This is a genomic window from Pseudomonas trutticola BRTCR10 (assembly GCF_056155105.1).
In genome coordinates, this window is sequence record NZ_CM149552.1 from 3,450,806 (window position 1) to 3,468,088 (window position 17,283).

General features: G+C 59.3%; 14 protein-coding genes and 2 pseudogenes. 13 read left to right on the top strand and 3 right to left on the bottom strand.

The window, feature by feature from the left end; genetic code table 11:
* Nucleotides 1-79 precede the first annotated feature (79 nt).
* On the top strand, nucleotides 80-1,081 hold the full coding sequence (locus ACVVH8_RS15490) for a FecR family protein (protein WP_475224619.1): 1,002 nt from the start codon (nucleotides 80-82) through the stop codon (nucleotides 1,079-1,081).
* A gap of 56 nt (nucleotides 1,082-1,137) precedes the next feature.
* Here the strand turns inward: ACVVH8_RS15490 and pvdQ are convergent, their stop codons facing one another.
* Nucleotides 1,138-3,483, bottom strand: a complete 2,346-nt coding sequence (gene pvdQ, locus ACVVH8_RS15495; protein ID WP_475224621.1) for a bifunctional acylase PvdQ — start codon at nucleotides 3,481-3,483, stop codon at nucleotides 1,138-1,140.
* 304 nt (nucleotides 3,484-3,787) lie between these two features.
* Here pvdQ and ACVVH8_RS15500 point away from each other — a divergent pair, with 304 nt between their 5' ends.
* On the top strand, nucleotides 3,788-4,165 hold the full coding sequence (locus ACVVH8_RS15500; RefSeq protein ID WP_103302116.1) for a fe2+ zn2+ uptake regulation protein: 378 nt from the start codon (nucleotides 3,788-3,790) through the stop codon (nucleotides 4,163-4,165).
* 18 nt (nucleotides 4,166-4,183) lie between these two features.
* Here ACVVH8_RS15500 and ACVVH8_RS15505 read toward each other — a convergent pair whose 3' ends face one another.
* Nucleotides 4,184-4,372, bottom strand: coding sequence for a hypothetical protein (locus ACVVH8_RS15505; RefSeq protein ID WP_103302117.1), 189 nt, complete (start codon nucleotides 4,370-4,372; stop codon nucleotides 4,184-4,186).
* A 157-nt stretch (nucleotides 4,373-4,529) separates the two neighbouring features.
* Between ACVVH8_RS15505 and ACVVH8_RS15510 the strand changes: the two genes are divergently transcribed.
* The 6 genes from ACVVH8_RS15510 (at nucleotide 4,530) to ACVVH8_RS15535 (ending at nucleotide 11,984) form a co-directional block, all read left to right on the top strand.
* Nucleotides 4,530-4,670, top strand: a complete 141-nt coding sequence (locus ACVVH8_RS15510; RefSeq protein ID WP_177431341.1) for a hypothetical protein — start codon at nucleotides 4,530-4,532, stop codon at nucleotides 4,668-4,670.
* Nucleotides 4,671-4,916: 246 nt separating this feature from the next.
* Entirely contained in the window at nucleotides 4,917-6,164 is a 1,248-nt protein-coding gene (locus ACVVH8_RS15515; RefSeq protein ID WP_315445519.1) for an MFS transporter, read from the top strand.
* 10 nt (nucleotides 6,165-6,174) lie between these two features.
* On the top strand, nucleotides 6,175-7,305 hold the full coding sequence (locus tag ACVVH8_RS15520) for a LuxE/PaaK family acyltransferase (RefSeq protein ID WP_103302119.1): 1,131 nt from the start codon (nucleotides 6,175-6,177) through the stop codon (nucleotides 7,303-7,305).
* Between the two features lies 1 nt (nucleotide 7,306).
* A complete protein-coding gene (locus tag ACVVH8_RS15525) occupies nucleotides 7,307-9,709 on the top strand; it encodes an acyl-CoA reductase (protein ID WP_475224624.1) in 2,403 nt (800 codons plus the stop codon).
* A 42-nt stretch (nucleotides 9,710-9,751) separates the two neighbouring features.
* On the top strand, nucleotides 9,752-11,062 hold the full coding sequence (locus ACVVH8_RS15530) for a phenylacetate--CoA ligase family protein (RefSeq protein ID WP_475224627.1): 1,311 nt from the start codon (nucleotides 9,752-9,754) through the stop codon (nucleotides 11,060-11,062).
* On the top strand, nucleotides 11,040-11,984 hold the full coding sequence (locus ACVVH8_RS15535; protein ID WP_475224630.1) for a GNAT family N-acetyltransferase: 945 nt from the start codon (nucleotides 11,040-11,042) through the stop codon (nucleotides 11,982-11,984). The genes ACVVH8_RS15530 and ACVVH8_RS15535 overlap by 23 nt, the downstream gene beginning before the upstream one ends.
* Nucleotides 11,985-12,042: 58 nt before the next feature.
* Here the strand turns inward: ACVVH8_RS15535 and ACVVH8_RS15540 are convergent, their stop codons facing one another.
* Nucleotides 12,043-12,570 (bottom strand): hypothetical protein, encoded by a 528-nt coding sequence (locus ACVVH8_RS15540; protein ID WP_103302123.1) that lies wholly within the window; start codon nucleotides 12,568-12,570, stop codon nucleotides 12,043-12,045.
* Between the two features lie 381 nt (nucleotides 12,571-12,951).
* On the opposite strand from ACVVH8_RS15540, the pseudogene ACVVH8_RS15545 reads away from it, so the two are divergent.
* The 5 genes and pseudogenes from ACVVH8_RS15545 to ACVVH8_RS15565 all read left to right on the top strand — a co-directional run.
* Nucleotides 12,952-14,082, top strand: a pseudogene (locus ACVVH8_RS15545) (HAMP domain-containing protein); the annotation flags it as partial.
* Nucleotides 14,083-14,415: 333 nt separating this feature from the next.
* Nucleotides 14,416-14,943 (top strand): annotated as a pseudogene (locus tag ACVVH8_RS15550) (methyl-accepting chemotaxis protein); the annotation flags it as partial.
* A 323-nt stretch (nucleotides 14,944-15,266) separates the two neighbouring features.
* Nucleotides 15,267-15,713, top strand: coding sequence for a DUF411 domain-containing protein (locus ACVVH8_RS15555; protein WP_103302125.1), 447 nt, complete (start codon nucleotides 15,267-15,269; stop codon nucleotides 15,711-15,713).
* The gene (locus ACVVH8_RS15560; protein ID WP_315445525.1) at nucleotides 15,713-16,147 is read left to right on the top strand and encodes a VTT domain-containing protein; all 435 of its coding nucleotides are present in this window, start codon (nucleotides 15,713-15,715) and stop codon (nucleotides 16,145-16,147) included. Before ACVVH8_RS15555 ends, ACVVH8_RS15560 begins: the two co-directional genes overlap by 1 nt.
* Nucleotides 16,148-16,234: 87 nt before the next feature.
* Nucleotides 16,235-17,272, top strand: coding sequence for an alpha/beta fold hydrolase (locus ACVVH8_RS15565; protein WP_212808941.1), 1,038 nt, complete (start codon nucleotides 16,235-16,237; stop codon nucleotides 17,270-17,272).
* Nucleotides 17,273-17,283 lie beyond the last annotated feature (11 nt).

Consider the following 17,283-nt stretch of genomic DNA (forward strand, 5'->3'; position numbering starts at 1 on the left):
CTTTGATGGGTAAATGCCATGACGGTTGTTCTCGGTAACTTCCCGTCAAGGTTAGAATGTGCGAAATCAGGACGAGTCAATGACCCAAGACACCCTCTCGGAAGCCGAATACGACGCGATCACCGATGCCGCCGCGCACTGGTGCATGCGTCTGCACGCCGCCGACTGCACGGACGACGAGCGTCGCGCATTCGAACATTGGCACGAAGCCCATCCTCTGCATGCGTTCGAGTACGAAGCCATGCTGGAAATCTGGGACGTGGCCGAGCATTTGCCGCGCCCCGAACCAGCGCTGGCCACGCCGATCCGGCAAGCCCCTCGCTCCTGGCGTCAATACACGGTAGCCGCCAGTGTCTGCGCACTGGCGTTGCCACTGGCGGCTTTCACCGGCTGGAACCTCGGCTGGCTGCCCGACAGCTATCAACATTTCAGCGCCACCGACAACGTCCGTCAGGTCACCCTGAGTGATGGCAGTCAGCTTGAGCTGAACCTCAATACTGATCTGACCTTCAGCAACTACAAGGACGAGCGGCGGGTCACGCTGAAAAAAGGCGAGGCGTTCTTCACCGTCAGTCATGACACCTCGCACCCGTTTGTCGTGCGCGCCGGTGAAGGCAAAATCCGCGTGACCGGCACGCGCTTCAACGTCTGGATGTATGAAGATCAAGTGCGAGTGAACCTGATCGAAGGTTCAGTGCTGGTGACCAGCAACAGTGCATTACCGGGCGACGGGTTGCGCCTGGGGCCGGCCATGCAGGCACGCTATAAACACGGCGATTACATGCCGCAGATCAGCCAGACCTATCCCGGCGACACTTCGCTGACCTGGCGCAGCGGCAAACTGGTGCTGGACAACCTGGCACTCATTGACGCCCTGCCACTGATCAATCGTTACCTGGACAAGCCGTTGATGCTCGCCGACAGCAGCACTGGCTCGATTCGCGTGGGCGGCATTTACAACGTCAAAGAACTGCACAATCTGGCCAACTCCCTGCCCAAGGTGTTGCCCGTCTACCTGACGCGCAACAAGGAAGGCAACCCGGTAATCAACCCGATGCCGCAACAGCCACCCAAAAACTGAAGGCCGCGCCCCTTGCGGGATGCGGCCTTCAACGTTTGCTCAACTGATGCTCGGTTTTACTGCGCGGCGACTTTCCCCGCCTTGTCCAACGCCCCACGAATGGTCTGCACCTGATAGTGCGGATCCGCCTGGATCTGCTGCTCGGTGAATGGCATCACACTCCACTGCTTCTTCGAGAAGGCCTCGGTCTGATCCCGCGAATATTTCGATGCCGGATCACTGGACAGCGAGAATGCCAACAGCCCCTGCGCGTGCGGGCCCTTTTCATCGAACGTCACCACTTGCAGGTAGCTGGTGCCGCTGACCACTTCAAGTTTTCCGTCTTCGCGTGGCACGCTCTGGATGGCGTTGTAGATCCCCAGCGTGCCCGGCCCGCCATGAATCGGCGTCTGCTGCCCGCCGCTGCTGACCACCTGGATATCGCCCCAACGGGTTTTCGGGGTAAGCCCCATCTTGCCGGCCAGTTCAGCCGATGCCAGCATCGCCGCGCGCAATGCCTTGGCCACCTCTGGCTGCTCGATCGCCAGACCACGCGGCGTGTGTTGCGGATCTTTTGCATCGAAGGCAACGCGCCAGACATCGGCGGAGCCCTGCATGGCCTGCATGATGTTCTGGAAGTGCACCAGGCCTGCGCCCGAATCCAGATTGGCCCGACCGTCCCACGCCTTGAGGCTCGCACATACCGGTTTCAGTGCTTGCGCATCAGCCCCCAGATCGGCGGCGCAGAACTTCAACAGATCCGGTACGACCTGAGTCGCCAGATACACCTGATCATCCATCACCATCTGCTGCAAATCTTTCACCGCCAGCGGACCTTTTTTGCTCAGGCCTGCCAGACGATCGAGGGCAAAGCGCGAACGCAGGCCCAACGGTTGACCGTCCTGACTGATCACTGGCGAGAAACCGGTCAGCGGTTGCGCCGGGTTGGCCAGCCACGCTGAATCGTTGGAGTGCTGGACGAAATCCTTGCGCAGCAGTTGCGGCAATTGGCTGGACGCATAGATGCCCTTCTGCGCCGCTTGCGGATCAATGTCCCAGGCGCAGGCGCTGTTGGAGCCGTCCAGCACGATCATCTGTGTGCCGATGCGCGGGTCGCTGCACCGGGCAAGTTTTTCGCGGCTGACGTTCGGCACCACCGACAGGTTCATGTACAGCGTCTGCCCCTTGTCATCGACGGCGAGCGTGTTGACCCATGGAATACCCTGGATCTTGTGCACCGAATCCTGCAGCGCCTGAAGCGTCGGGGCCTGATTCATCGCATACCACTGCGTGAGGACGCGATCGTTATCGAGGTTGGCATCGCGCAGGCTGTAGGCGAACTGATTGTCCCAGTCGAGCTTGCCCGGCCATTGCACGATCGGGCCGAACTTAGAGCTGTAAACGTCGCGGGCCACCGGCACCACTTGCCCGTCAGCCTGTTTGACCTGCACGGTAACGGTCTGCTTGTTCATGGGCACGGATTGACCGTCGAGCAGATAATGCGTCGGGGCTTTCGGATCGAGTTGCAGGCGATACAGGGTGAAGTGCTTCGATGAGTCGACCGTGTGCGTCCAGGCCAGATGCTGGTTGAAGCCGATGTTGATCATCGGCAGGCCCGGCAAGGCCGCGCCCATCACGTCGAGTTTGCCCGGGATGGTCAGGTGCATTTGATAGAAGCGCATGCCGCCGACCCACGGAAAGTGCGGGTTGGCCAAGAGCATGCCGCGCCCGTTGAACGAGCGTTCGCTGCCCACCGCCACTGCATTGCTGCCACGATCCAGGGCAAAACGCTGCTGACGGGCGTCGGCCATCTGGTAGGCGTGCTTATCGTGTTCGACGCGAGCCGTAGCCTGCGGAGGTGTCGCACCCGCCAGTGCTTCGGCGAATTGGCCGACACCGCCCTCGACCAGCAGACGGCGGGTCAGTTTGACCAGATCTTCCGGCGCAATGTCGCGTACCCACTCGCCCTGACATTGCTGCGGCAACCCCTGCGGACGACGCTCGGCGAGATAACGGTTGTAGCCAGCGGCGTAACCTTCGACCAGATCCCGCACCTGTGCCGGCTGGGCTTGCCAGAACGCATTGACCGCTTCAGGCGTATTGAGCCAGTTGAAGAAGACGTCGCTGACGCGGTTTTCGCGTTCTTCCACGGTCAATTGATCCGGACCGAAGTAGCGTGAGCGCTGGCCATTGACCGTAACAATCTCGTTGGCCAACAGGCACAGGTTGTCCTGTGCGTACGCATAACCGATGCCGAAACCCAGGCCGCGCTCATCTTCGGCGCGGATATGCGGCACACCAAAACCGGTACGACGAATCTCGGCGCTGGCATCAACGGCCGAGGTCAATGCATGAGCCGACGGGCTCAGCCCGAAAAACAGACCGGCAAGGGTCAGCCCGGTTAATTGCCTGGAAATAATCACGCTCGCTCCTGATCGAAATGCCGAAGAGCGGATCTGGCGCTGCCACACGAAGACGATATGACGGTCAATGGATCCGCTCTGGAAACACCCACGCGTCCACGCGCAATGAGCCTGTCCTGAAAACGAACCCGAAGAAAAAATATTTAGTGCGGCACAGGGCGTTTTTTGCCCGGCATTACAAGGTGAGGACGAATTTCCGACAAATTTTCTACATTTTTTCTTTCATGATTTGTCGAGCTGATACGTCTTGTTTAGAGAACGCAAAAAAACCTTTCCCGATCAGGCTCTGAAAAGGAGTAATCGCATGTACAACTCGCAACTACCAACGGACGGTAGCCAGGCCCCACAAGGAGTTTCCATGAGCCCCCACGCGAGCGATTTCGGGCAACGCGTCGAGCGTCACGGTAACGAACGCATCCGGCTGTTGCTGAAAAGTTTCGGTCTGCGCACCAGCCTGATTCGCCTGAAAGTCATCGACGCGCTGCTGGTAGCAGCACAAAGCGAGCGCCGTCTGGGCGTGCGTGGCGTCCACAGCCAATTGCTCGACCTGGATATTCCGCTGTCCTTCCTCAGTGTGCGCGAAGTCCTCAAGCGTCTGTGCGCCGAAGGCGTGATCACCTTCAATGCGGACAAGAGCTACAGCCTGCATCCACAGGCTGCTGCCGTGCTCAACAACGACTGAAGCGTACAGCGATCGCCGTCAGGGCTTGACCTTGCGGCGCATCACGCCGTTGATCACCACCACAACCACCGCCACACCGATGGCGATGTACTGGAACGTCTTTTCATCGATTTTTCCGGCGTTTTGCAGCCAGGACAGGCCGAGCATGATCGCCAGTACGGACACGGCGATCAGAATCGAATAAATCAAGCGTTGCTTCTGGGTCATTGCGGTTTCCTGAATCTTTGAAATGTATCCGGTTTGTATCCGTTCGCATGCCATGCACTTACCGTGTTTCGGGGATGCACCGACGCAAACGGGGTCTCATGTTACAGCCGATGAAGAGTTTTGGCTTCATGACGGCATCACCATGAGGACTTTTGAAATGCTGCGTCGAATCACCTGGCTGATTCCCCTTCTCGCCCTGCTGACCCTGAGCGGTTGCATCATCTTCCCCCACGGCGGCTGGCACGACGATCACCATCGCTATTACCAGGGCGGTCCTGGTTATTATCAACATCGTTAGAACAGGATTGTTCGCCCTGCTCGCTGACCGATAAATGCGCAGGGACATTCACAGCCCACCCCACTTCAAACAATGCCCGCCTACAGCGGGCATTGTTTTTTGCGCAACTTGCCCACGACGCATCCTGGATCCAATAAACACGATGCAAGCATTTGAAATTTAATGTCGTAGCAAACAACTAGGTCACCCACACCACACCCCCTAGTCTCTGCAAGCTTCCTGAAAACTAACTGACAAGGATGTTTTATGCAGAGAACACTTATAACTATCGGCCCTCGCAAACTGATCGGATTCTGTTTGGCCCTGACCGCTTTCGAGCTGCTGACTTATATGGCCAGCGACTTGATCATGCCGGCGATGTTGAACGTCACTACTGATTTACAAGCCGATATCCGCCATGTCCCCAATGCGTTCAATCTTTATTTGCTGGGGGGCGTCTGCCTGCAATGGTTGATGGGGCCGCTGTCCGATCATTGGGGCCGACGACCGATGTTATTGATCGGTTGCGCAGTGTTCGGTGTGGCTTGTGCTGCCACATTCGTCACTCACAGCATTGAACTGTTCAATCTGCTGCGACTGATTCAAGGCGCAGGCCTGGGGTTCGTCGTTGCCGTCAGTTATCCGGCCCTGCAGGAAGTGTTCCGCGAGGCCGATGCCGTGCGACTGATGGCCCTGCTGGGCAACGTCGCTCTGTTATCGCCATTGCTCGGTCCATTGCTCGGCAGCCTGCTGCTGGAATGGCTGACCTGGCGCGAGTTGTTTCTGGCTCTCGGTCTCGCTGCAGCGGCGGTGTGGCTGGGGCTCTACGCTTGCATGCCAGAGACCGTGGGCGTTGTGCGCCATGATGGCCGGCAACAGGCGCAAGTGCGTTTTTCCCTGCGGCAGACGTGGCAGCGCTACCTGGCATTGTTTGGCAATCGGCGGTTCCTTTGGGCGTGCCTCGCATTGGGGCTGATGAGCCTGCCGCTGATTGCCTGGATCGGCCTGGCACCGCTATTGCTGATCCAGTTGCTGGGCCTGACGCCGCTGGAGTACGGGCTGTGGCAGATCCCGATTTTCTCGGCCGTCATCGCCGGCAATCTGATCCTCGACCGCTTGCTGGTCACGCATTCGTTGCCCCAGTTGATTCAACTGGGGCAGTGGCCATTCTGCCTGGGCCTGATGGGGCTGATTGGCTGCGCGCTACTGAGGACAGGCCTGGAACCCGTGGTCGCCAGCCTGGCGCTTTACGCCGTCGGGCTGGGCATGAGCAATGCCGCACTGTATCGAGTAGCCCTGTTTTGCACCGATGACAGTAAAGGCCTGGTCTCGGCCATGATCGGCATGATTTCGATTGCCGTGATGGGCGTCGGTGGAACACTCATTGCCACCCTCAGCGGCGGCACACACCTTGAACTTTTCGCGCTCTTGTCCGCCTTCGGCGGCCTGATGTGCCTGCCCTTTCTGCACGGAATCCTGCAGGACGGGAACAACAATTCCACCTCACTTCAATAAAGGAATATTGATGACTCACTTACCCGCGAGCGACGCGCTCTGCGCGTTGCCAAGGCCTTATTGCCCGGATTCCGTGCCCTGTGGTCTGTTTGACCAGGCCATGGCCGAAATCAGCCGGTTTCACTGCCGGCACACACCCGGTTATGAAGGCTGGCTGAACGCCAACGGCCTCACGGTAGACGATCTGGACAGCCTCGATGACTGGTCACGCCTGCCGCCAATCTTCGCCAATTTTTTCAAGCAGCGACTGCTGCTCAGCACCACCGGCGAAGACGCGCTGGAACTGACCTCTTCCGGCACCAGCGGTCAGCAAAGCCGCATGCGCTATGACGCGCGCAGTCTGGCAGCGGCGCAGTTCATGGTCGCGCAGATATTCCGGCATTACGGCTGGGACACCCCGGACACGCCCTGCAACTACTTGCTGCTGAGTTACGAGCCGCAAGGCCGGATCACCCTGGGCACCTCATTCACTGACCAGTTTCTCTGTGGTTTTGCCCCCGCCAACCGCGTGGTGTATGCCCTGCGCAATACCGGTGGCGGTCACCAATTCGATGTTTTCGGCGTGATCCAGGCCTTGCAGGCATTCGCCGAAGAAGGGCTGCCCGTGCGCATCCTCGGCTTCCCGGCATTTCTCTGGCAGACCCTGCAACGGATGCAGGCCACCGGCGCTGCGGATCTTCAGTTGCCCGCCGGCTCGCTGGCTTTTTTTGGTGGTGGCTGGAAAACCCAGGCCGCACAAGAAATTCCCCGACAGCAGCTATACGCACGCATCCACCGGCAACTGGGCATTGAAAAGGTCCGTTGTCGCGATGGCTACGGCGCTGTCGAGCACGCGGTGCCTTATATCGAATGTGACCACCATCACTTCCATGTCCCGGTTTATTCAAAGGTACTGGTGCGCAATCCGGCGGACTTTTCCCTGCAGCCTTATGGCCAGCAAGGCCTGCTCGGTTTTGTCTCGCCATATATCTCGTCGAGTCCCGGGCATGCGGTGGTGATGAGTGATCTGGCGACGCTGCACCCTGGCGCAAGCTGCGGTTGTGGATTGGCCAGCGACTGGTTTGAACTGCATGGCCGCGCGGGCACCACGCCGGGCAGAAGCTGTGCGATGGCAGCTTCCGAACTGCTCGGAGGTCGATGACATGTACTTGATCAACGGACAGCAACACGACGTCTGCAACTTCGACAATGCACTCGAAAACCTTGAGGCGCAGCTGGCGCAACAGTTGAGTACGCCGCTGGACAGCCACACGGTCATTGAAGCCGCCGCGCACTTTGCGCTAAACCTGCGCAGCGCTGACATAACGCTGCCACTCACTATCGAGCAACGGCAGGCGTTGATCGACTTCTGCGAACCGCAGGCGTTGCGCCGCAAGATGCAGCGCGAACTCGGCACGCAACCCGGCTCATTGCGACGATTCGATTATCGTCAGGCCCGATTCGAATGCTGGAGCCCGCTTGGCCTGGTGGTGCATATCACGCCGGGCAACGCGCCCTTGCTGGCATTTTGCGCGGTGCTGGAAAGTCTGCTGGCCGGCAACGTCAACTGGTTGCGGCCCAGCAGTAGCGATCAGGGTCTGACCGCGAGCCTGCTTGGCGCTTTGCTGCAATGCGACCCGAGCGGTCAACTCGCCCGTTACGTTGCCGTACTGCCGGTCAGCACTGCGCAGATCGCGCGCCTGTGCAAACGCGCCAACGGCGTCGCAGCCTGGGGCGGTGAAGCGGCCCTGCAAGCCATTCGCCAACAGCTCCCGGCCGGCTGCCGCTGGATCGATTGGGGCCACCGCATCAGTTTCGTTTATCTGACGCCTGACGCCGCCACCCCACAAGGGCTGGATGCCGTGGCGGATGAAGTCTGCCGGCTGGATCAGCAAGCCTGCTCCAGTCCGCAATGGTTACTGGTCGACAGCGACGATCCGCAGGTTCTGCGGGACATCGGCGAACGGCTGACGGCCGCCTTCGAACGCCGCGCCGGACAATGGCCGGCGTTGTTGCCTACGTCGCAAGAAGCCGCGCAAATCACCACGCACACACAAATGGCGCGGCTGGCGCAGAGTTTCGCTGAACAAACCGGACATGTCTGGAGCGCACCGGGCTGGCGAATCATCTGGGCGCACAACCGTCAACTGACGCCTTCGCCGCTGTTTCGCAGCGTACTGCTGCATCCCGTGCCCCGCGCCCTGATCACCGAGACGCTGTTGCCGTGGCGCAACGTCCTGCAAAGTTGCGCGCTGCTGTGTGGCGCAGCGCAGACCGGCGAGCTGGCACGCACGCTGATCGGTGCGGGCGTCACGCGAATCGCCCCGGTCAGCAGCATTCATGACGGCTATGACGGTGAGCCACATGACGGCGTCTACGCCTTGCAACGGCTGAGCCGACGCGTGTCCGTCAGCCTGCCCGCCGATGTCCTGCCGAACCATGCCACGCTTGATAGCGCGTCATTGCCCGCGACGCAATCCGGGCAGCCGCTCATGGACAAGGCTACTTTCGTCACCCAACCACTCAACGCCGCTGCGCGGCTATATTTCCGTTCCGGAGGCAGCAGCGGTACTCCGGCGTTATCGGCTTACAGCTATGCCGATTTCCATCGGCAAATGCGTGCTACCGCCGACGGACTGTTCGCCGCCGGCCTCGACCCGGCTCGGGATCGAGTGATGAACCTGTTCTTCTGCGGCGGCTTGTACGGCGGCTTCCTCAGTTTTGCCAAAGTGCTTGAGTTGCTGGACATCCCGCACCTGCCGATGGGCGCTCCGGCCGATGACGATTACCGCGAAATCGCCGAAATGATCGTCAGTCAGCGCGTGACCGTGTTGATTGGCATGCCGAGCACCGTGCATCGCCTGTTCCTCAACGAACGACAACGGTTGCAGGCCTATGGCGGGATCGACAAGGTTTTTCTCGGCGGCGAACACCTCAGTACACAAAGTCGCGAGCTGCTGCACAGCTGTGGCGTGCCGAGCATCCGCTCGGCGATTTACGGCAGTGTCGACGCCGGCCCGCTTGGCCACGCTTGCCAAGCCACCGACGATGGCGTCTTCCATTTGCTGAGTGACACCCAGCACCTGGAAATTGTCGGCCTCGACGTCGATGAACCCGTCACGGGCAATCAAGTCGGCCGCTTGCTGTTCACGTCGATCGCACGCGAGGCGCAAAACGTTCGGCGTTACGAGGTGGGCGACACGGGACGCTGGATTTCCGGCCCCTGCGCCTGCGGACTCACGTCGCCGCGCTTCGAACTGTTGCAACGGCACGGCAAGCTGATTCGCATCGGCTCTGACTTCATCTCGTTGAGCGAACTGGAAGAACACCTGCAGGTGCCGTTCCAGTTGCTGCTCGGCCATGCCCCCGATGGACTGGAACGCATGTGCCTGCGAATCGGGATTGACGCGGCAGACGCACGATTGCGGTTGTCCCGCTACCCGACACTGGCGACGCTGATCGAAACCGGACTATTGCATCTGGACGTTGACGTCTGTGCTGTCGAGCACTTCACCCGCAACAGACACAGCGGCAAGACGCCGATCCTGATTGATTCACGTAGTTGATGCCGTGAGTTCGATCAGACCACAACAAGAATGGTGAACATTATGAAAACTTCCGAACAACTGAACGAGTTGATCAACTACGCTCGTCAACATTCGCCCTATTACCGCGCACACTTTTCAGGCGTCTCGAAACAAACATCAACATTGACCGAACTGCCGCTGATTGAACCTGCTGAATATTGGCAAAACAGTCAGACGCTAAATAAATGGCCGGTACTCACCGGCGCTGTGGCACAGGCTCTGATATTTAAAACCGGCGGTTCAACCAGCGCCGGGAAGCTCTCTGTTTATACGCAAAATGAATGGCGTTTATTGGTCAGTGAATTCGGCAAAAGTCTGAGTTCACAATTCCAGCCCGGTGATCGCGTCGCCAATCTATTCTTTGCCGGTGACCTGTATGCCAGCTTCCTGTTCGTCCACGACGCACTGGCCCATGTTGCCGTAGAGATTACCGAGTTCCCCTTTACCGGCAATGTCGACTCCGCCGTTCTGGCGCAATCCATCGTGCAGCATGAGATCAATGTACTGGCGGGCGTGCCGGCACATCTGCTGACCTTCGCGGCGTGGCTCAATCGTCAGGAACAGACGCTGCCTGAGGTCGACACCCTGCTTTACGGCGGGGAAAGTCTGTTCGCGTCGCAACGCCAACAACTCGAACTGGCATTTCCCAACGCGCGCATTGCCTCTGTCGGCTATGCCAGTGTCGATGCCGGTTTCATCGGTAGCAGTCAGCGCGACTGCGCCGAAGGCGAGCATCGAATGCATGCCGAGCACACCTTGGTGGAAATCATCGACGAACATTCCGGTGCCGTGATCGATGCCTGTGATCACACCGGTTTGCTGGTGATCACCAGTCTGCACCGTCGGTTGATGCCGCTGATTCGCTACCCGGTCGGCGACCGCGCCTGTTGGCGAGAGCCCGCAGGCAGCGCCCGGCGCAAGTTCGCGCTCAAGGGCCGCAGCGCTGACAGCCAACGGGTTCGGCTGGGGATTTTGTCGCTGATGCCGCAGGAAATCGGTGCGCTGATTCAGCACACCGCCAACAGCGACGACTGGCAACTGCTGATCGAACAGGTCGGGCATACGGATGTGCTGAGCCTGAAATGGGTGGCGACCGCGCAATCCCCCGCCGTGGCCGACGTCAACCGGGATCTGGAGGCGGGATTGATTGAACAGTACCCGCTGATCGCGCAACTGCAGGCAGATCATCTGCTGAATCTGCGAATCGAGTGCTGCCCCCATGGGGATCTGTCACGCCACGCCCGCTCGGGCAAATGCATGCGCGTGGTAGATCTGCGCTGCTATGAACACAGGCACAAGGAGGTGCCCTATGCCACCGCTGATTCTGCGTAACTACCGTGACACCGATGCAACGGCCGTCAGCCAATTGTTTCGCAAGGTGTACGGCGACCTTTATGTGCAGCCCCATGTGTATCTGCCGCACATGATCAGTCAGAACCACGCCGACAAGCGCTGGCACTCGCTGGTTGCAGTGGTCGGTGAGGAAATTTGCGGGCACGCCACGCTGTTCCGCGAGCCAAACGCCAGCACGGCCGAACTGGCCCTGTGTGTGGTTCACCCGGATACCCGGGGACAAAATATCGCCACACGTCTGGGCCAGCATTTATTGACCCACGCACAGGTATTGGGCTGTCAGAACGTCGTGATCAAACAGGTCACCCACCATCCGTACACGCAGCGGATGGCAATCAACCTCGGCTTTCATAACACCGGATTATTGCCGGACTACGTCCCTTCACCGTTCGATAGCCCGGTGCCGGAATCAATTGTCCTGGGATGTTATGCCATCGACGGCTACCGACGCCCCTTGCCCCGGCAAACCTGGCCTGCCGGTTACCGGGATTTCATGCAGCAGTTAGGTCGGGTGTTCGGTACGAAGAAGCAAACATTTCGATGGCACGGCGCGGCCGTTCAGCTGGAAAAGCACGCTAATCGTTATGACATGCGCCTGAAAAAACTGCGGCCCGGGCTGCTCAAACAATTACGCGAACTGCCTCGGCAATGGCTGATTTCGCTTCAACTGCGACTGTCGCGGCACTTTGCCTGGGACCTGACCCGGCTGAACGCGATTGGCTTTTTCTTTACCGGGCTGGCGCCCATGGAAGGTAAAGGGGGGGGATGGCTGGCGCTGTTTCACCGGGGGTTCCGGTCACGGCAGCTGACATTGCCCTGTCCGCACATGCAGCACCTGCATGATCAGGCCCAACAGGAACTCGCCGCTCACTTGAGCGAGAGCCCGTCACCGCAGGTTTGAACGCGGTGCCGGTTCTCGACCAAGGCCCGCTCGATGTCGGGCGGGCCACATTAACGTCTCAAGCCTTGGCTTTAACACCTTGGTCGATCGGTTTCGGCGCGTTGCCTTCACCATACGTCTTGAGATTCTGCAGGACGTAGATGGCTTTTTTGTACTCAGGGATTAGGGCTTTGCCGTAAGCGTTGCCATTGAGGCCATTGTTCTGGATCGCATCAAGCTGAGTCGCGAAATATTCCAGTGCGTTGAATTTGACATCAATGTCTTTGGTCACGCCGAAACGGTCAAACTTGTCGCCGGCGTTCATCAGCGTAAAAGATGTGATCTCGGAAATCAGCCCGCGGCTACGCAGCATGGCGGCAAGGTTGCCCATCTGTTTGACCGAAACGTTCGCAGGATCGAAGCCCTTGATGTTCTTGCGCAGGCCTTGCTTGTCCATTTCGGCGGTATTGATAGCGTTGGGATCATTCCCCACCATGGTGAGCATCTGCTGCACCTTGACGCTTTGAGCCACCTGTTTCTTCGCGCCAGTGTTACGCACCATCACGCCAGCCTTGCTCTCCCAACCGCCGACTATGCCGATCGTCATGAGAAAACTCCCTGTGCAATAAACATGAAATGTCCTTGTTGAACCATTCGAATGCCGGGGAGTATCTACCGGCTAACTAATAGCACCAACCCTTTTAGTGCGCCTTTTTACAATTCTTGTACATTCTCGATACAAACCAGCAAACGCCCATAAATGCTGGCCTGCACGCCCTCGCTTGAAAAGCTTTCAATAGATCTTTTGCTCTAACGGACAGGTTCCTGAGGTTGCCTGTATCAGACTCGATACTGACCGGTCGTCGACACAGGACTTTTTAGGACGGCTGTACCTAAAGCTTCTCGCAGCGGCGACGATACGTTAGGGATACCCGCACTGTTTTATCCCCCGCCCCTAATAAGAATTGCAGCTCAAGGACCGGTCTCCATGCCCGCATTCCGCACTATTCAGGCTCGCTACACGCTGTTTCTGGTTCTGTTCATTCTGCTGCTGTCGGTACTGACCGTCGCGGGCATCAGCCAGCTGGTTGCGCCCAAACTGCGGCATACCGAAGAACAGGTGGTGCTCAACCGCATCGCTGAAGTCGCCGAGCAGATTCAGGGCGAACTGAACAAGGTTCAGGCCCAGCAACGCAGCATCACCCAGACTATTCCGTTGCTCGACAGTGCGGCCATCGACACGGTATTGCCGGGACTGGTGGATCAGTACGGCGAATTGAAAGTGTTTGGCGGCGGGATCTGGCCTTTGCCGGGCCAGCGTGAAGCCGGACGCAACAAGTTCAGCACCTTCTGGCACCGCGATGCCTCGGGCAAACTGGCCGTAAACACGTTCTGGAACAGCGATGCGGCGCCCAACTATTACGACCAGAGCTGGTACAAGGGCGGCATGGCCACACCTCGCGGTCAGTGCGCCTGGGCGGCGGCCTATAAAGATGACGCCAGTGCCGAGCCGCGCACCAACTGCGCCATGGCTATCCAGAAAAACGGCAACGCCTGGGGCGTCTCGACCATTGACGTGACCCTGGGCTTTTTCAATGACCTGGTGGCCCGCAAGGAAAAAGACCTCAACGCCGAAATGCTCATCGTCGAGGCCGACGGCAAGATCATCAGCAACAGTTCGCGCATCAGCGGCCCGATCGTGCTGAAGAACATCAGCGAACTGGCCGCCAACTCGACCTTCGCCAGCCAGGTCAAGGCCGGCCTGCAAAACCGCGATCAGGCGCAGCGCGTCGAGTTCGACAACAACGGGCAAGACAGCACTTTCTTCATGCGCCCGATCGAAGGCACACCGTGGTTCCTCGCCACCGCCCTGCCGACGCAAATGCTCACCGCCCAGCGTGACGACGTGCTCAGCACCCTGAGCCTGTTGCAGATACCGCTGGTGATCCTGTTGGTATTGCTGCAGATCTATGCGATTCGCCAGTTGGTGCAGCGCATGAAAGCGCTGAAAGCCAACATCGATTTACTGTCCAGCGGCGATGCCGACCTGACCCGACGCATCACCATCCGCGCCGAAGACGAACTCGGCGCCATCGGTCACTCGGTCAACACCTTTATCGCCTACCTGCAAAACATGATCGGCGAAGTCACTCAGGCCACCGGCGCCATGGCGTCGAGCCTCGACAACCTGCAACGCACGTCGACGCACACCAGCCAGATTCTCCTGCGTCACGCCTCGGAAACCGATCAGACCGTCACCGCCATTACCGAGATGAGTTCGACCGCCGAAAGCGTGGCGCAGAACGCTGCTGAAACCGCAGCATTTACCCAGCGCGCCAACGAAAACGCCGACCGTTCGCGGGTGGTCGTCGGCGAGGCAACCAACAGCGTGGTGGCACTGATCGACGAGGTGGCCAGCGCCACCCATAAAGTTGAAAACATGCAACAGGACGCCCAGCGCATCACCGAGATTCTCGGCGTGATCGGCGCGATTGCCGGCCAGACCAATCTGCTGGCCCTCAACGCCGCCATTGAAGCGGCCCGCGCCGGTGAACAGGGCCGCGGGTTTGCCGTGGTCGCCGACGAAGTCCGCGCCCTCGCCGCCCGCACCCAGGCCAGCACTTCGGAAATCAACGAGATGTTGACGCGTCTGACGCAAGGCGTGAGTTCGTCGGTCAGTGCCATGGAAAATACCCAGGCCAGCTGTCAGTCGGCCGCCGACGCCACCGCCCGGGTCAACTCCGGGCTGGATGAAATGGCCGGCTCGGTCAGCCACATCAACAGCCTCAGCACGCAGATCGCCACCGCCGCCGAACAGCAAAGTGCGGTGACCGAAGAAATCAATCGCAGCATGGTGCAGATCCGCCACATGGTTGATGAACTGGTGCAGAGCGGCCAAGCCAGCGAACTCAACACCCGTCAGTTGCTGGAAGCCAATGGCCGGGTGAGTGCGATCATGGGGCGCTTCAAGGTCCGCTGATTCGTGCAGGGATTTTTGCCAATCAGATAACCCCTGTGGGAGCTGGCTAGCCAGCGATGGGGCCCGGTCAGTCAGACATTCATTGACTGACTCTGCGCCATCGCGGGCAAGCCCGCTCCCACAGGGTTCTACTTCGTTCACGCAATAGTCATTCGTGGCCACCTGACAACATTGTCATCTCGCGCTCAGCAAGCTGTCAGCCGTGATCTACGATCATCCTGCCTGTCCGCGTTGCAACAACTGGAAACATTGCGTTGATGCCCGGCGGAAAAAACCGGTCAAAATGCGTGCTTTCCGATCGTCACCCGAGCCGAGAATCCGTTATGCGAACCCATCTGCGTCTGCTCGCCCTGAGCGCCCTGTTCATCTCCTCCCTGGCCCAGGCCGCCGATTTGATCCCTATCGAAGTGCATCGCGACGCCAACTGCGGCTGCTGCAAAAAATGGATCAGCCACCTGGAAGCCAATGGTTTCAAGGTTGAAGATCACGTCGAAAGCGACATGAGCAGCTTCAAGCAACAACATGGCGTGCCACCGCGCCTGGCTTCGTGCCACACCGCAATCATCAATGGCAAATTCGTCGAAGGCCACGTGCCGGCAGAACAGGTGCTGGCCCTGAGCAAGCGCGACGATCTGCTCGGTGTTGCCGCGCCGGGCATGCCGATGGGCTCGCCGGGCATGGAAATGGACGGCATGAGCGATGCCTATCAAGTGATCGGCCTGAAAAAGGATGGATCTGACGTAGTGGTGGCGGACTACCCGGCCCATTGATGGGCGCCGCGTACCTCGGATTGTTCTTTGCCGCTTTTGGCGCAGCGACTCTGTTACCGCTGCAATCCGAGGCGTTGCTGGTCGGGTTGATTGTCAGCGACCGGTACTGGCTCTGGGGTTTGCTGGCGGTGGCGACCGTGGGCAATGTACTCGGCTCGCTGGTCAACTGGTGGCTGGGCCGTGGGCTGGAACGTTTTCAGGATCGGCGCTGGTTTCCGGTCAGCGCCAGACACATGGCCACGGCACGCCGACACTATGAACGTTACGGGCATTGGTCGCTGTTGCTCAGTTGGCTGCCGGTCATCGGTGATCCGCTGACACTGATTGCCGGCGTCATGCGCGAGCCACTTGGGCGCTTTCTCTTCATCGTCACCCTCGCCAAAGGCGCGCGTTATGCCGTGTTGGCGATGCTGACGCTGGGCTGGCTGGAGTGAACGATCAGTGCGAGGCGTTGCCTGTGTTTAACGTCGCCCTAATCCGGTCATTCCAGCATCGGCCGATTTCAAACGGAGTTTGACCTTATGTCTGTCACGATTTCCCGTTGGTTGCCGGGCCTGCTCCTTACCGCTGCCCTCCCCCTGTTCGCCCACGCCGCCGCATCAGCCGAAGGCCCGGCGTACGGCCCGGAGCTGCAAGGCTTCGAATATCCCTACACGCTTAAACATTTCGCTTTCCAGTCCCAGGGCAAATCCCTGCAAATGGGTTACATGGACGTCGCCGCCCACGGCAAGGCCAACGGCCGCACGGTGGTGCTGATGCACGGCAAAAACTTTTGCGCCGCCACTTGGGACAGTTCGATCAAGGCGCTGAGCGAGGCTGGATACCGGGTCATCGCACCGGATCAGATCGGCTTTTGCACCTCCAGCAAACCGGACAATTATCAGTACAGCTTCCAGCAACTGGCGACCAACACCCAGCAATTGCTCAAGGCGTTGGGCATTCAGAAGGCCACCCTTTTAGGTCACTCCACCGGCGGCATGCTCGCCACGCGTTATGCGCTGTTGTTCCCAGAGCAGGTCGATCAACTGGCACTGGTCAACCCGATCGGTCTGGAAGACTGGAAAGCCCTCGGCGTGCCGTACCGCACCGTGGATCAGTGGTACCAGCGCGAGCTGAAAGTCAGCGCCCAAGGCATTCGTGAATACGAGCGCACCACCTACTACGATGGCCGCTGGAAACCGGAATTCGACCGCTGGGTCGACATGCTCGCCGGCCTGAGCAAGGGCCCGGGCAAAACCCAGGTGGCATGGAACTCGGCGCTGATCTACGACATGATTTTCACCCAGCCGGTGTATTACGAGTTCAAAGACCTGAAAATGCCGACACTGCTGCTGATCGGTACGTCGGACACCACCGCCATCGGCAAAGACCTCGCGCCACCCGAGGTGAAAGCGAAAATCGGTCACTATGACGTGCTCGGCAAACAAGTGGCGAAGCTGATCCCGCAGTCGACACTGGTGGAATTCCCCGGCATGGGCCACGCGCCGCAAATGGAAGAACCGACGCAGTTCCATCAGGCGCTGCTCGGCTGGCTGGACAAAATCAATCCCGTTCGTTGATGAGGTAAGGC